The sequence below is a fragment of the Zobellia galactanivorans genome (assembly GCF_000973105.1).
GTDB lineage: Bacteria > Bacteroidota > Bacteroidia > Flavobacteriales > Flavobacteriaceae > Zobellia > Zobellia galactanivorans.
This window is the reverse complement of sequence record NC_015844.1, coordinates 894,816-910,176: the sequence shown is the minus strand read 5'-3', so window position 1 is coordinate 910,176 and position 15,361 is coordinate 894,816. Positions and strand designations below refer to the sequence as shown.

At 44.6% G+C, this 15,361-nt stretch carries 16 protein-coding genes; 9 read left to right on the top strand and 7 right to left on the bottom strand.

Annotated elements, in window-relative coordinates:
- Window positions 1-6 precede the first annotated feature (6 nt).
- Together ZOBGAL_RS03525 and ZOBGAL_RS03520 are read right to left on the bottom strand one after the other, a co-directional pair.
- Complete coding sequence (locus tag ZOBGAL_RS03525; RefSeq protein WP_013992128.1) at window positions 7-1,134, bottom strand: DUF3667 domain-containing protein; 1,128 nt, start codon at window positions 1,132-1,134, stop codon at window positions 7-9.
- Between the two features lie 36 nt (window positions 1,135-1,170).
- Entirely contained in the window at window positions 1,171-2,415 is a 1,245-nt protein-coding gene (locus tag ZOBGAL_RS03520; RefSeq protein WP_013992127.1) for a type IX secretion system plug protein, read from the bottom strand.
- Window positions 2,416-2,567: 152 nt separating this feature from the next.
- On the opposite strand from ZOBGAL_RS03520, the gene ZOBGAL_RS03515 reads away from it, so the two are divergent.
- The 8 genes from ZOBGAL_RS03515 to ZOBGAL_RS03480 all read left to right on the top strand — a co-directional run bounded on the left by ZOBGAL_RS03515 (window position 2,568) and on the right by ZOBGAL_RS03480 (window position 10,165).
- The gene (locus tag ZOBGAL_RS03515; RefSeq protein WP_013992126.1) at window positions 2,568-3,920 is read left to right on the top strand and encodes a Na(+)-translocating NADH-quinone reductase subunit A; all 1,353 of its coding nucleotides are present in this window, start codon (window positions 2,568-2,570) and stop codon (window positions 3,918-3,920) included.
- A 3-nt stretch (window positions 3,921-3,923) separates the two neighbouring features.
- Complete coding sequence (locus ZOBGAL_RS03510) at window positions 3,924-5,198, top strand: NADH:ubiquinone reductase (Na(+)-transporting) subunit B (protein ID WP_013992125.1); 1,275 nt, start codon at window positions 3,924-3,926, stop codon at window positions 5,196-5,198.
- A gap of 2 nt (window positions 5,199-5,200) precedes the next feature.
- A complete protein-coding gene (locus tag ZOBGAL_RS03505; protein ID WP_013992124.1) occupies window positions 5,201-5,950 on the top strand; it encodes a Na(+)-translocating NADH-quinone reductase subunit C in 750 nt (249 codons plus the stop codon).
- Window position 5,951: 1 nt separating this feature from the next.
- A complete protein-coding gene (locus ZOBGAL_RS03500) occupies window positions 5,952-6,599 on the top strand; it encodes an NADH:ubiquinone reductase (Na(+)-transporting) subunit D (RefSeq protein WP_013992123.1) in 648 nt (215 codons plus the stop codon).
- A 21-nt stretch (window positions 6,600-6,620) separates the two neighbouring features.
- A complete protein-coding gene (nqrE, locus tag ZOBGAL_RS03495; RefSeq protein WP_013992122.1) occupies window positions 6,621-7,373 on the top strand; it encodes an NADH:ubiquinone reductase (Na(+)-transporting) subunit E in 753 nt (250 codons plus the stop codon).
- 2 nt (window positions 7,374-7,375) lie between these two features.
- Complete coding sequence (gene nqrF, locus ZOBGAL_RS03490; RefSeq protein WP_013992121.1) at window positions 7,376-8,683, top strand: NADH:ubiquinone reductase (Na(+)-transporting) subunit F; 1,308 nt, start codon at window positions 7,376-7,378, stop codon at window positions 8,681-8,683.
- Window positions 8,684-8,796: 113 nt separating this feature from the next.
- Window positions 8,797-9,165 (top strand): hypothetical protein, encoded by a 369-nt coding sequence (locus tag ZOBGAL_RS03485; RefSeq protein WP_013992120.1) that lies wholly within the window; start codon window positions 8,797-8,799, stop codon window positions 9,163-9,165.
- The gene (locus tag ZOBGAL_RS03480; protein WP_046287316.1) at window positions 9,158-10,165 is read left to right on the top strand and encodes an FAD:protein FMN transferase; all 1,008 of its coding nucleotides are present in this window, start codon (window positions 9,158-9,160) and stop codon (window positions 10,163-10,165) included. The genes ZOBGAL_RS03485 and ZOBGAL_RS03480 overlap by 8 nt, the downstream gene beginning before the upstream one ends.
- Here the strand turns inward: ZOBGAL_RS03480 and ZOBGAL_RS03475 are convergent.
- Genes ZOBGAL_RS03475 through gpmI form a run of 3 tightly spaced genes read right to left on the bottom strand, consistent with a single transcriptional unit; the run spans window position 10,162 to window position 13,344 of the window.
- Complete coding sequence (locus ZOBGAL_RS03475) at window positions 10,162-10,932, bottom strand: class I SAM-dependent methyltransferase (RefSeq protein ID WP_013992118.1); 771 nt, start codon at window positions 10,930-10,932, stop codon at window positions 10,162-10,164. The two genes, ZOBGAL_RS03480 and ZOBGAL_RS03475, sit on opposite strands and share 4 nt — an antisense overlap.
- A 42-nt stretch (window positions 10,933-10,974) precedes the next feature.
- Window positions 10,975-11,793, bottom strand: a complete 819-nt coding sequence (gene map / locus ZOBGAL_RS03470) for a type I methionyl aminopeptidase (protein WP_013992117.1) — start codon at window positions 11,791-11,793, stop codon at window positions 10,975-10,977.
- Between the two features lie 33 nt (window positions 11,794-11,826).
- Complete coding sequence (gene gpmI, locus ZOBGAL_RS03465; protein WP_013992116.1) at window positions 11,827-13,344, bottom strand: 2,3-bisphosphoglycerate-independent phosphoglycerate mutase; 1,518 nt, start codon at window positions 13,342-13,344, stop codon at window positions 11,827-11,829.
- A gap of 343 nt (window positions 13,345-13,687) precedes the next feature.
- Between gpmI and ZOBGAL_RS03460 the strand changes: the two genes are divergently transcribed.
- Complete coding sequence (locus tag ZOBGAL_RS03460) at window positions 13,688-14,080, top strand: ankyrin repeat domain-containing protein (RefSeq protein WP_013992115.1); 393 nt, start codon at window positions 13,688-13,690, stop codon at window positions 14,078-14,080.
- Window positions 14,081-14,187: 107 nt separating this feature from the next.
- Here the strand turns inward: ZOBGAL_RS03460 and ZOBGAL_RS23970 are convergent, their stop codons facing one another.
- Window positions 14,188-14,355 carry a DUF6747 family protein gene (locus ZOBGAL_RS23970; RefSeq protein WP_316932901.1) on the bottom strand — a complete coding sequence of 56 codons (168 nt, stop codon included), beginning with the start codon at window positions 14,353-14,355 and terminating at the stop codon, window positions 14,188-14,190.
- A gap of 237 nt (window positions 14,356-14,592) precedes the next feature.
- Window positions 14,593-15,357, bottom strand: coding sequence for a M48 family metalloprotease (locus ZOBGAL_RS03455; protein ID WP_013992114.1), 765 nt, complete (start codon window positions 15,355-15,357; stop codon window positions 14,593-14,595).
- Window positions 15,358-15,361 lie beyond the last annotated feature (4 nt).

Sequence of the window (15,361 nt, the reverse complement as noted above, 5' to 3'; positions counted from 1 at the left end):
TTCCTTCTAAAAGGTGATAATGTTTCCGGTAAAAAGAATTACCGTGGAAAATATAGCCAATATAAAAAAAATAGTGTTGAGAAAGAGATATTTAACAATAGTTTTGAATATGCTCTGCCCGTAAAAATTCCGCATAGCCGCAAAAAGGTATGTCGAAAAAATCATTAGAAAAATCCAATTGCTGTTTGTTTTGAAAACGGAGTCAATCAAATAACTAATAATGAGCAAGATAAACAATAAAGCGGTGTTGTGGAAACTAAAGATCAAATGATCGGTGTAACTGTATTTTTTTCTGATATATACCAGCCAGATAAATAGGGTGAAGACCGGTAAAAAGAAAAACACGACGAACGGTAATTTTGAGATCAAGGTGCTTAGGAAGCTGCCGGGCGATTTTTGGAGTTTTAAGAACCCGTTGGCGATGTTGAATGCCATTTTGTTCTCGAAAGTTTCGGCAAATCCGTATTTCTGCTCTATATCTTGGTAGTCGTAAATGGTGTCGTGCTTCAAAAGGGTGGTGAATAAAACGTGCTTGGCGCTGAAGCGGTCGCCTAAAAGACCTTGGTCTATTTTCTTTAAATGGGCGCCTGGGTCGAGTAAGAGCAATGAGTCGCGCTTGCGCTTTCGCTCTTTGTATGTGTCGTAGTTTACCGCTTTTTTAAGGGAATCGATTTTTTGTGATAATACGACTTCCTCTTCGTTTGCCGGGTCTATCGTCAATTCGGAAATCACGTCTTCAACGGCCGAGAAGTCCTGAACGGCGTATTTGTCCAGTTTTGAAAAATTTCCCGTAAAATTTATCATCAAAAAATAGATGATGGCAAGGCTTAGCAAAAACCGAAACGGGTTGGTAAAAGAAATGCGCTTGCCGTCGATATAGTTTCTTGTAATCTTTCCCGGTCTGATGAGTAGGGTAGAGAGTGTGCGGAACAATCGTGAGTCGTAGGCGATCAGGGTGCCGAAAAACTCGTCCACATAATCTTTGAGGGATATTTTTTTAGTGCTGTTGGCCTGCGAGCAATTGGGGCAATACCTGTCACTTAGGTCTAGGGGATGTCCGCAATTGAGGCATTCGGTACCTCGGTATTTGAGGTGGTACCTTCCTTTTCCTGATATTATGGGCTTGTCGTTCATTTGTCCTGAAAAAATACAAGGCCAAGGGGGGGCGGTTTAGTTACTGATATTCCTCGAGTTGGCCGAGCCAACGCCGATAATGCTGTCATATAGGTCACCGAAGTTTCTGTAATATACCAAAATAAGGTAGTTGTTTTCGGTGAAGTGGTAGTTGCCGCAAATGGTATTGAGTTCTATGCTGCCATCTTCGCGTTTTATAACGTATTTATAGTTGTAGAAGCCTTGCTTGAGTTTGATTTGGGCTTCCATCATCCCGTTATTTTCGTTATAGGTCATTTTGTTCCCCTCGTTCAGGGCGTAATTGTTGTGCTTCCCGAAAACATAGACCTCGTCTAGGGCCAGGCGTTCGTCGTAGGGTAGGGCAAAATGGACCATGGTGTACTCCGCTTCCCTGCTATTGTCGTCGCCTTGTAGGGTGCGAACGACAAAGTCGCCGTTGATGTCGGGGTAATAAGTATAGGGTTGGTCGGCACGATATTCGTCGGCAAACAAATAATGGTCGTAAAGTTCACCGATTTCTATTCTTGAAATTTGCGATGTCGGTGCCCTAAGGTCGCTGGTGTCGAAATTCAGGAATTCGTTACCGCCATAAAAACTGGTTTCTTGGTCGTATTTGTAGACCAGTTCGGATCCCAAGGTGTATTGCGGGGCTATATTATAAAGTGCCGTTTCCCATTGATGGTTCTGTAAGATGGCCACTTTTACTTCTTTTTTCGGGTTGACCAGCTGAAAGTTTCCGGCGTTGATGCTGAATTGTACCACTTGTTTTTCGTTCAGGAAGTTGAAATCACGCGAACGTTTGACCGTGCCTCCTACGGTGACGAGGTTTTTGTAGACGACAAATCGCCTTGAAAATTGAAGTTCGTAGCTATCGTTGTAGATTTCCAATATGAAATTGCCGCTAACCTTTAATCCTACGTTTTCGTTGGGTATGGTCAGTTTGTAGTTGGAATAGGACTGTAGGGTGGAGTAACTGTTCTCGTAATCGGTGATGCGTTGGTTGTCCACCCCATTGAGGTATTGCGACTTTAAAAGTTGCGACGGTTGCCAGTCGTAATCGCAATGGACGATCTTGTAATAATAGTCCCGTTCCTCCGCCGTAATGTCGTCAAACTCGAGCTTGATGCTCTCGCCGAGCTCTACTACGGGAAATTGGTCTTCCGTAGGTCCTCCAAAGATGACGGTCTTAATATGTTCCGGAGGATTCACTTCCACTTGAACCTGAGCCCATATTGAAGATGCTAAAACGAAGGAAAAAACCAGTGTAAGATTCAAGCGCATTACCAGCTATTTTTTGTTACAAAGGTAAACAAAAAGCTTGCCCAAAAAATTTAGATCGCTGTGTGGCCTAAATTTCTAGGCATTTATTATGAAAACAATCCTTTTAGTATTATTTTTGCTCGAAATTTTGTTAACCTAAGGTCTAGAACAATATGTCTAAAGACATCAGGATTAAAAAGGGCTTGAACATAAATCTTGTTGGAGCTGCAGATCAAACTACCTCAAAAGCCGTTTTAAGTAACGTTTATGCCATAAACCTAAACGATTTTCACGGAGTCACACCTAAAATGTTGGTAAAGCAAGGTGCTGAAGTCAAAGCGGGAGAACCAATTTTTTACAATAAGGACAAGGAAAACATGCTTTTCGTCTCGCCGGTAAGTGGTGAGCTTGTAGAGATTGTAAGGGGCGCAAGAAGGCGCATTCTCACGTTAAGGATTTTAGCCGATAAAGAGCAGGCCAACGTTTCCCACGATTTGTTAAATGTTGAAAACGCCTCTAAGGAAGAGGTCAAGGCATACTTGTTGAAGACAGGATGCTGGCCTTTTATCAAGCAACGGCCGTACGACGTTATAGCGAATCCGGATGTGAATCCGAAAGCGATTTTCGTTTCAGGATATGTTACGGCGCCACTTGCTGCGGATTTGAATTACGTTTTGCAAGGAAAGGAAAAAGAACTTCAGGCCGCATTGACCGCCTTGGGCAAATTGACACCCGGTAAGGTCCATGTTTCTGTCGGAAAATCCGATAACTCCCCATTGGCCGGTGTAAAAGGAGTGGAGCTGCATAAGGTTTCGGGTCCGCATCCCGCAGGCTTGGTCGGTACACAGATCAATAAAATCGATCCGATCAACAAAGGGGAGACCGTTTGGACGGTAACGCCACAAGACTTGGTGATCATCGGTGAGTTGTTGCTGACCGGTAAGTTTAACCCTGAGCGTATCGTGGCCTTGGCCGGATCGTCGGTTAAAGCGCCAAAGTACTACAAAACCAAAATTGGAACCGAAATCTCTACCTTTTTATATAGTAGCGGTGTTGAAGGTGATAATTTTAGGGTAATCAACGGTGATGTGCTTACGGGTTCAAAATCGGCACCTGATGGGTACTTGGGTTACTACAATAATACGGTAACGGTGATTCCTGAAGGGGATGATTACGAATTCTTTGGATGGAACAAACCTGTTTTCAATAAAATATCGGCTACAAGGGCATTGACGTTCTCATGGATGCAGCCCAATAAAAAATACGACCTGACTACAAATACCAACGGGGAGCACCGTGCTTTTGTGGTAACGGGTATGTATGAAAAAGTATTTCCGTTAGATATCTATCCTATGCAGTTGCTTAAGGCGTGTATGGTGAAAGATTTGGATGAGATGGAGCAACTGGGGCTTTATGAAGTGGCGCCGGAGGATTTCTCGTTGACCGAGTTTGTTTGTGTTTCAAAACAACCGCATCAACAGATCATTAGGGAAGGATTGGATCTATTGCATAAAGAAATAGGATAAAAGATGAGTGATAAAAGACTGACTTTCAAAAAAAGGCTGCACATTTTAAAGCACCATTACCGTGGCAAGAAAATGGCGCCGGCCTTCAATGCGTTGCATACATTTTTGTTTGCTCCTGACGAAACCACGCATTCGGGTTCGCACGTAAGGGCCGCAGATGATTTAAAACGTACCATGAACACGGTGATCATGGCCTTGGTGCCGGTATTGATTTTTTCAATGTTCAATGCGGGCTACCAACACTATTCGGCCATAAACGGATTTCCTCAAGATTTCTCGTTGATGAACGATTTCCTTACTTGGGACAACTTCTGGATCGGAATCATAAAAGTGCTTCCTTTATTAGTGGTGTCTTATGGAGTGGGACTTCTAGTTGAATTTATATTTGCCGTAATCAAAGGGCATGAAGTGGAAGAAGGCTACTTGGTAACGGGTATGTTGGTTCCCTTGATCGTTCCTATCGATACGCCACTTTGGATGTTGGCCGTGGCCGTAGTTTTCGGTGTGGTCATCGGTAAAGAGGTCTTTGGCGGTACCGGGATGAATATCTTGAACCCCGCGCTTACCATAAGGGCGTTCTTGTTCTTTGCTTATCCAACATGGATGAGTGGTGACAAGGTTTGGGTATATCAGGCGGTTGAACGCGCCGGTGGCCCCGATGCTATTTCTGGTGAGACTATTTTAGGGTATTTGGCACAGAATAAAGCGGCCGAGATGTCGTATTCGGTATCGGATATGTTCTTCGGTTTTATACCGGGTTCTGTCGGTGAGACTCCTACATTCTTGATTCTTTTGGGAGGCTTGTTCTTGATCTTTAGTAAGATCGCTAGCTGGCGTATTATGCTAAGTGCCGTTATCGGTTCCTTGGTCATGGGCTTGGTCTTCAACGGAGTTGTCGATGCGGGCTGGATCGGTGAGACCAGCAAGTTTTACGGTCTTATGAGTTTTGAATTTTGGAAACATTTGATCGTTGGTGGTTTGGCCTTTGGTATTGTCTATATGGCTACGGACCCGGTTACGGGCGCACAGACCAATAGGGGGAAATGGTTCTACGGATTCTTTATCGGTTTCCTTTCGGTAATGATACGGGTATTCAACCCCGCCTATCCTGAAGGGGTCTTCTTGGCCATTCTTTTAATGAACGTTTTTGCGCCGACAATTGACCATTATGTGGTTCGTGGCAACGTAAAACGTAGAATGAAACGACTCAAAAATGCAACCATCTTGCCTAAGGATTCGGAAGGCAAGGCAAACGAACTTCACGCAGAAACCGTATAGTTATGGCAATCAATACAGATAAAAATTCATATACCGTTATTTTCGCTGCCGTTATGGTAGTGATAGTAGGTTCTATTCTCGCTTTTGCGGCCTCCGGTCTTAAAGATAGGATAGCCGAGAACGAACGGTTTGAAAAGCAACAGAACATTCTTTATGCCATGGGCGTAAACGAAAATGTTGACGAGGGTAGTGTAAACTTCGTTTCTACCGATAAGGTAGAGGGCGAGTTTAAAAAGTATATCAAAGAGCAATTGGTTATCGAAGGTGGTGAAATTACCAAAGACGACCATGCGTATTTGATCGATATGAAAAAGCAAATGGCTATCGCCGCCAAAGGTGAAACGCCCAAGCTTCCGTTGTTGATCGGGGAAAAAGACGGGGAGACCTTCTATATCATCCCGATGTACGGAAAAGGTCTTTGGGATGCCATCTGGGGTTTTATCGCAGTTGACAAGACCATGACCGTTAAAGGGGTCTATTTCGACCACAAAGGTGAAACACCAGGTCTAGGGGCAAACATCAAGCAGCGTTATTTTATGGATGATTTCACTGGTGAAAGCATCCTTAAGGGTACGGCCTTTGAAGGTATTACCGTAGCCAAGGGAAATAACGACCCCTTGAACAATACAAAAGATGACAACGAAGTCGATGCGCTCGCAGGGGCAACAATTACCGGAAACGGGGTGTCGGCTATGATTAAAGAGAGTGTACATCTCTATGAGGACTATTTAAAAACCGTTAGCGCAAAATAATATGGCACTATTAACAAAAAAAGATGCAAGTCTAATAACAGACCCGTTAGCCGATAACAACCCTATTACCATTCAGGTATTGGGTATATGTTCTGCGCTGGCGATTACGGCAGAGTTGAAAGCTTCCGTAGTAATGGCGGTCTCGGTACTTTTCGTTTTGGCTTTGGGTAACGTGGTGATTTCCTTGATGCGAAACATCATTCCTTCCAAAATTAGGATTATCGTTCAGTTGATCGTGGTAGCTACTTTGGTAATTATCGTGGATCAGGTCTTGAAGGCCTTTGCCTATGAGTTGAGTAAAACGCTTTCGGTATTTGTTGGTCTGATCATTACCAACTGTATTATTATGGGACGCTTCGAGGCTTTTGCCTTGGGTAACGGTCCGTGGAGGTCGTTCTTGGATGGTATCGGTAATGCCTTGGGTTATGGCGTTATCTTGGTCATCGTAGGCTTCTTTAGGGAGCTTTTGGGATCAGGAACTTTATTCGGTTATCCTGTCTTAGGAAATCCGATCGAAAAGACGGGCTTGTATTCCATAGGTTACGAGAACAACGGATTTATGATTATTCCACCGGCGGCTTTGATCGTTGTAGGTATTATCATTTGGGTACAGCGTTCAAGAAATCCGGCCTTGGTCGAAGATCATTAATTAAGGTAAAAAGATAGAATTATGTTAGAGCATATTGAATTATTTTTTAAGTCCATCTTTATAGATAATATGGTGTTCGCCGTATTCTTGGGGATGTGTTCTTACTTGGCAGTATCTAAAAAAGTAGCTACCGCCGTAGGTTTGGGAGCTGCCGTAATTTTTGTACTGGCCGTTACCGTTCCCTTGAACTGGTTGTTGGATCAGTATCTTTTAAGGGATGGTGCGTTGGTGTGGTTAGGACCTGAATACGCCGATTACAACTTGAGCTTCCTTTCCTTCATCCTATTCATTGCCACCATTGCTACTATGGTACAATTGGTAGAGATCGTAGTGGAGAAATTTTCACCTTCACTTTATAACTCCTTGGGTATTTTCTTGCCTTTGATCGCAGTAAACTGTGCGATATTGGGGGGCTCGCTTTTTATGCAGTCAAGGGATATCCAAACCTTGGGCTTGGCTTTCAATTACGGTGTTAGCTCTGGTATCGGATGGTTCTTGGCCATCTTGGCCATTGCCGCTATTCGCGAAAAGATCAGATACTCCAATGTACCGGCCCCGTTAAGAGGTCTGGGTATAACCTTTATTATAACAGGTTTGATGGGTATCGGTTTCCAAAGTTTTGGAGGTATGTTGACAGGTGGTGACGACGCTGCCCCTGTTAAGGAAGAACAACAAGTGGTTAACGACAAGGTATCGGAAATCGAGAAGAAAGAGCTTGAAAAGAAAGATATCGAGGAAAAGGAAATTTCTTATAACGACGCAATAAATAATTAGATATGCTATTAGCAGCAAGTACCGGCGGAACTATTCTTATTACAGTAGTCGCATTTTTGATACTCTTAATGATTTTGGTGGCCCTCTTATTGTTCACCAAGGAAAAACTATCGCCTTCGGGTCCCGTTACCATTACGATCAACGGGGAGAAGAAGATAGAGGTGGGCTCGGGAAGTTCATTGCTTTCTACACTCGGTAACCAGAAAATTTTCTTGCCGTCGGCTTGTGGTGGCGGTGGAACCTGTATTCAGTGCGAGTGCCATGTGCTTTCCGGTGGAGGTGAGGCCTTGCCTACAGAAACACCCCACTTTTCTAAAAGGGAATTGAATGCGGGAGCTCGTTTGGCCTGTCAGGTGAAAGTAAAACAAGACATGGAGATTACCATACCCGAAGAGGTGTTCGGTATCAAAAAATGGCCTGCCAAAGTGGTTCGTAACTATAACGTAGCCTCCTTTATCAAGGAATTCGTTGTTGAGATCCCCGAAGATATGGGATACAAGGCTGGGGGATATATCCAAATCGAGATTCCGGAATGTGAGATCAAGTATTCCGATATCGATATTACCGCCCACCCGGAAGAACATGAAACACCCGATAAGTTTCAAGCGGAGTGGGACAAGTTCAACCTTTGGCCTTTGGTAATGAAAAACCCTGAAACCGTAGAGCGAGCCTACTCGATGGCTTCTTACCCTGCGGAAGGAAGAGAGATCATGTTGAACGTTCGTATTGCGACTCCACCATGGGATCGTGCCAAGAACGGGTGGATGGATGTTAACCCAGGGGTGGCTTCATCTTATATATTCTCCTTGAAACCTGGTGACGATGTAGTTATCTCAGGACCTTACGGTGAATTCTTTATCAACGAGTCCGATGCTGAGATGTTATATGTTGGTGGTGGGGCAGGTATGGCGCCAATGCGTTCGCATTTGTACCATTTGTTCAAAACCCTTAAGACCAACAGAAAAGTAACGTATTGGTACGGTGGTCGTTCTAAAAGGGAACTTTTCTACATTGACCACTTTAAGAAATTAGAGCAAGAGTTTCCAAATTTCAAATTCTATATGGCACTTTCTGAGCCTATGGAGGAAGATAACTGGAAGGTTAAGGAAAATATTGATGCACCGGGTGACGGCTTCGTAGGCTTTATCCACAACTGTGTGATCGAGCACTATTTGAACCATCACGAATCACCTGAAGATATAGAACTTTATTTCTGTGGACCTCCATTGATGAACAAGGCGGTACAGAAAATGGGTGAAGACTTTGGTATTCCCGATGAGCATATCCGCTTTGATGATTTTGGTGGATAATCATATACGTACCAACAAAGGAGTTTTAGTATGTTATATCGTACAAGCTTTTTAAATTGAATAAAAACCGATGTACTAACATCGGTTTTTTTTGATCTAATTTTTTTAGTGTTATGGGGAAACCGTTAACGGACCGAGAACTGCATAACCTGGCCATGAACATTGTGGGGCGGGAGCTTGAGGCTGAAGGCTACGATTTTATGGGCGTGAACAGCGAACCTAAAAAGAATCCCCAATTTGTTTGCCTAAAGGATAAGGTATTGCATTTTATCGTGGTACGCTATGTACCGCACCCGAAAGACCCTACGGTTTATGACGAGGCCTTAATGGCTAAAATGAAGGATCATGCCAATAAGCATGAAGCGCGAACCTATTATGCGGGGGTGGGACTGTCAAATGCCGAGAACCAAGATTTACCGGTATATTTGAACGAGGCCTATATTGTTGATTATAGAGGTTTAATTGAGATTGAAGATGAATAGATTGATAGTGTTTCTTGTCGGATTGCAGTTGATTTCATGTGGTGGTCCGGGTGGTATGGTCCGAAACGAAGCATCGGGTGCGGCCTTGGGTACCTCGTATAACCTTATATATCTGTCGCCTGAAAAGCTCGACTTGCAAAAGCAAATCGATTCGGTCTTTGATGCGATCAACCATTCCTTGTCGACCTATATTCCGACCTCCGATATTTCGAGGATCAATAAGGGCGATTCTACCTTGGTAGTGGATCATATGTTCAGGGAGGTTTTTAATTTGTCACAAGAAGTGTACACCCATACGAAAGGCCATTTTGATCCCACTGTGGGGATTTTGGTAAACGCTTGGGGCTTTGGCCCGGGAAAACAAATGGAGATGGATAGCGCCCGCGTAGATAGCCTTCTGCGTTATGTGGGTTTCAATAAAGTAAAGCTTACCGAGCGCTTTACCGTTCAAAAGACCGAACCCGATATCTATTTCGATTTTAATGCCATTGCCAAAGGGTATTCCATTGATCGCTTGGCGAAGCTGATGGAGATGCACGATGTTGAAAACTACTTGTTGGAAGTAGGTGGGGAGCTCGTGGCCAAAGGTCAAAACCAGATCAAAGGGAAGCCTTGGGTCGTGGGAATAGAAGATCCTACCATTGAAGACGATCGAAAATTGAAGGCTACCATCCAACTTCAGGATAAGGCCTTGGCCTCATCGGGAAACTACCGGCATTTTAGGGAAGACCCGGTCAGCGGGGTAAAATATGTGCATACGATCGACCCCGTTACGGGGTTTACCAAAAACTCCAATACCTTGGCCGCTACCGTACTTGCCGATAATTGCGCAAAAGCCGATGCCTATGCTACTTCCTTTATGGCAATGGACTTAGATGAGGTGTTGAAGCTTTTGACGGTTAGGCGCGAGCTGGAGGCCTATATTATCTTTTTTGATGAGAAGGGGGAAACCCACGAGTTTATGACCCCGGGTTTTGAGGCCTTGCTGACGAAATCTTAGGCCGGTTTTTTTACCAGGGGAATGATTTCACCCTTGGCCAATCGGTACCTGTCTATGTCTTCGGGCGAAAGGGTGGCGGTATAGTCTACTTCCTCGACGATAAAACCTATGCTTCTTAACTTGTCGAAATAATCGCGACCGTAAATGCGAACGTGGTCGTACTGCCCGAATATCTTGGTGCGTTCCTTTTTGTCGGTGATGCTATCATCTTCAAAGGTGGTCTCGCGTTCCAAGTCTTGCGGAATCTGTAAGATGCCCCAACCTCCCTTTTTCAAGACGCGATAGAGCTCCTGCATGGCCTTGGTGTCGTCCGGTATATGTTCGAGCACATGGTTGCACAAAATCACATCAAAGCTGTTGTCTTCAAAAGGTAGGTTACAGATATCGGCCTTTACATCGGCTAGGGGCGAAAAAAGGTCGGTAGTAGTGTAATCTAGGTTTTTCAGTTTTCTAAAGCGCTTGTAAAACGCCTGTTCCGGGGCAAAATGGAGCACCTTTAGGTTTTCGGTAAAGAAGTTCGATCGATGTTTTAGGTAAAGCCATAACAAACGGTGCCTTTCCAAAGACAAGGTGTAAGGGGCAAGCACATTTTCCCTGGGGCTTTCGTAACCGTAGGGTAAAAAGCGCTTGAACCTTTTGCCGTCAATAGGGTCTTCATAGCGATTGCCGCGCATCCAAAGACCTAAAAGCGGTCGCACTAGGTAGCTTAACTTGATAAGCAGCGGCCTAGGAACGGCATTTAGAATGAACTTGAAAATTTTGGACACGTATGGAACGGGTTTGTTCGGGTTACCTATATCCGCTCTTGCTTAAAGAACCAATTTTTTCTGATGGAACTGATCTTCTTCGTCGCTTTCGATACCTAGGGCTTCATAAATATACTGATAGGTAGAGAGAAGCTCGGGTTTGCCGTTAACGATGGCCACATTGTGTTCAAAGTGGGCACTGGGCTGACCGTCGGCCGTTAAGATCGTCCAACCGTCCTTGAGTTGCTTGATGCGCCGTGTTCCCATGTTGATCATAGGCTCTATGGCAACAACAAGACCTTCCTTGAACTGTTTTCCACGACCGCGTTTACCGTAGTTCGGCATTTCGGGGCCTTCGTGTAATTTCTTGCCCAGACCATGGCCTACCAATTCGCGAACTACGCCATAACCGTGACTCTCGCAATAGTTCTGAATGGCATAGGCCACATCGCCAACGCGGTTTCCCGCCTTGAATTGGGCAATGCCCAAATACAATGATTCTTTGGTGACCTTGAGTAGTTTTTTGGTCTCTTCCGCTATTTCACCAACGGGAAAGGTATAGGCGTGATCGCCGTAGTAACCGTTTTTAAGGGCACCACAATCTACCGAAATAATATCGCCTTCTTTCAAAGGTTCTGCGTTGGGTATGCCGTGCACCACTTGGGCGTTCGGACTCATGTTCAACGTATTCGGAAAATCGTACATGCCCAAGAAACCTGGTTCAGCGCCCTGCTCCCTGATAAAATCTTCTGCTAATTTATCAAGATATAGGGCGGTGACACCTGGTTTTATCTCCGATGCCAGCATGCCCAAAGTTCTTGATACCACCAAGGCGCTTTCACGCATTAGTTCTATTTCCTCGGGTGTTTTTAATTTGATCATAGTGGCAAAGGTAAAAATATTTGATGTTATTGACTAAACAAGAGCCTTTCTTGTCATTAATTCGGGTTGGGGAACGCCCATCAGTTTTAAAATGGTAGGGGCGATATCACCCAGAACACCGTCTTTGATCTCTTTGATTTCCTTGTCGACCAAGATCAATGGTACGGGGTTGGTGGTATGTGCGGTATTCGGACTACCGTCAGGATTTACCATGGTGTCACAGTTACCGTGGTCGGCAATGACTATGGAAGTATAGCCGTTTTCCAGTCCTGCGGTCACTACGTCCTTGGCACATTCATCGACCACTTCACACGCTTTGATAGCAGCAGACATAACCCCCGTATGGCCTACCATATCAGGGTTGGCAAAGTTTAGGCAGACAAAATCGACCTCTCCTTTTTTCAATTCGGGAATGATGGCGTCCCTAATGTCATAGGCGCTCATTTCCGGCTGTAAGTCGTAGGTGGCTACCTTTGGGGAAGGACATAGCAAACGTTGCTCGCCATTGAAGGGCTTTTCACGGCCACCATTGAAGAAAAAGGTAACGTGCGGATACTTTTCGGTCTCGGCAATACGAATTTGCTTTTTATTCGCCTTTTCCAAGACTTCGCCCAAGGTGTCCTTGATATTGTCTTTGTCGTAAACCACGTGAACCCCGGTGTACGAATCGTCGTAATTGGTAAGGGTTACGTAATACAGGTTGAGTTTGTGCATGTTCTGCTCATGCATATCGTTCTGGCTCAAGACTTCGGTAAGCTCGCGTCCACGGTCGGTCCTGAAATTGAAGAAGATGACCACATCGTCATTTGAGATTTTGGCAACGGGGCTTCCCTTACTGTCGGTCATTACAATGGGTTCGATAAACTCATCGGTTACGCCCTTGTCATAGTTCTCCTGCATTTTTGCGGCAATGTCGGCGGTTTTATCACCTTCGGCATTTACCATAAGGTCATAGGCTTTCTTTACGCGCTCCCATCGTTTGTCCCGGTCCATGGCAAAATACCTTCCGATTACGGAAGCCAGTTTGGTGTTTTTATCGCTACAGAAATCGCTCAGGTCCGTCAAGAAACCTTTTCCGCTTTTGGGGTCTACGTCCCTACCATCGGTAAAGGCGTGAACGAACATATTTTTTACGCCACTGGCGTTACCGGCCTCAATAAGTCCTTTGATGTGGTTGATGTGGCTGTGTACCCCGCCATTACTCAACAAGCCTAAAAAGTGTACGGGTTTGTCGTTCGCCTTGGCATAGGTAAAGGCATCTTGTAAGACCTTTTCGTCTTTCAAGGTGTTCTCTTTTACGGCCAAGTTGATCTTTGCCAAATCTTGGTATACGATACGTCCGGCACCAAGGTTCATATGGCCCACTTCGCTGTTTCCCATTTGACCCTCGGGCAAACCTACGTTCATACCATCGGTAAGAAGGTTGGCGTTCGGGTAGTTTTTGTAAAGGGAGTCGACTAAGGGAGTATTGGCATTGTCTATTGCGGAGACCTTGGGGTCGGGCGATTTGCCCCAACCGTCAAGAATCATAAGTATTACTTTCTTGTTCATGGGTTCTGAAAATTAGATTTTCAAAAGTACTGTGATCTATGAGGAAATACCAATTATGACGGGGCTTTTTTACGGTGATTTCAACATTGTTAGAGATACCACATTTTACTGTTCGAAATAGTATTTTTTAAATTTCTGGGGAAGGACGGCATTACAGCGCTACCAAAGGCGAGACACTTGAAAAATGGATGTAAAGGGCCGATGGCCCGCGCTTCAGATAAGAGGTTGTAGGAAGCCCAATTGTTAAAATTCTGTTATTATGCCCCAAATCTTGTAACAAGATGGCGAAAATCAAGTCTATCTAGTACAATCAATAAAAATTCATCAATTAAAATCACTCATCATGAAAAAAACAGTATTCACTTTCGCTATGGCCTGTTTGGTCGGATCTACAGCCTTAATGGCCAATGACAACACTACTACGAACAATGCACCGGCATTTGAAATGTACCGGACTTTAGAAGTAAATTCTTTCTGCAAGGCAATTATGCAGGGCGATTTTGACACCGTAAAAAAATTGATAGAACTGGGCGAAGACGTCAACCAAAAGTCTTTGGGAATGACACCGGCCATTTTTGCCGCACGCTATAACAGGGCGGAAATCCTAGAATTGTTGATCGCAAATGGGGCAAGCCTAAAGATCAAGAGCGATAAGGGGTATTCCATAAAAAAATACGCAGAGCTATCCAATGCGGTCGATGTCCTAAGGGTCATTGATTCGGCCATGGGAAGCTAAAAGCTTGAATTGGCCCGATTGCTATGAAAACTAAAACCCGACCATATTGCTATGGCCGGGTTTCTTTTCATATAGTGACTCGTAAAAGAGCGGTAAAACGATACGGATCAGAATTCAAATCCGTGTAAGGCCCTATGCATAAACGCGTAAACGGCCATAAACAACATTAATCCACAAAACACCGAATAGGCCTTTAAAAGAAATACAACGATTTCAGGCTTGCAATTTTCGAATGCTTGGACGTACAAATTTTTAAAGTGCAATAGTGTTCCCATATAGTTTCTCTTTTAATGCCTTGTCTAGGGGCATTGGTTATTGTAAAGCTATAAGGGTTAAATCAGTGCTCTGGCAATGGTAGTCTTTGGGAGGTGTAAAGATAGCCAATTAAACGGCGGTGACTTTGCAGTTCATCGAATTTAACAACTCTTCACGGAATTTATAAAATAAATCGTAACCTCTTGGGGAACAATGGATAGGATTTTGTGGGGAAGCCGTATGAAGTGGGTCGGGCCTTACTGATTTCGGTATTTTTCTATGGATTCCTGTATTTTCTCGATCCGGTTTTCAGGGTCGGGATGGGTGCTTTGGAATTCAGGGGTCCGGTTCGGGCCGGCCGCCGCTTTTAAGATTTCCATTACCTTGATCATTTCTTCGGGGCGATAGCCCGATTTTATCATAAAGAGAACGCCCAGGTCATCACTTTCAAGTTCATCGCCACGACCGTTTTTAAGCAAGGTGTTTTGGCCGATTCCACCGACCAATCCGCCCATATCGCCACCGACGGAAGCTCCAGTCGATAGGGTTTGCCAAAATTCGCCCTCGGCAATGCGTTCTGCCGAATGTCGGCCGATCACATGGCCTATCTCGTGGCCTAAAACCCCGGCGAGCTGGGCCTCGTTCAGTTGTTTGAACAGGGCATAGGTGATAAAGACCGGACCGCCGGGCAATGCAAAGGCATTGATCGTTTGGTCGTCGGCCAATAAGTGAAAGTCGTATTTATAAGGAGTTTCCCGGGCAATGCTGTTCTGTACGAGTTTATGCCCTATTTGGTCTACGTAAGATTGTAGCTTCTCATCGGGGTATAGCCCTCCGTATTGTTGGGCAATTTCAGGGGCACTGTTCAGGCCGATGGCAATCTCTTGCTCGGTACTCATGTTAATGGTCTGTACCCTTCCGGTATAGGGGTTTTCCTCTTTGCTGCTCCAACGCTTGATAAAGGCAAACGCCACAATGGCCAAGCCGATGAATATCCTAATTTTCCAACTTCCTCTTCGCATGGTT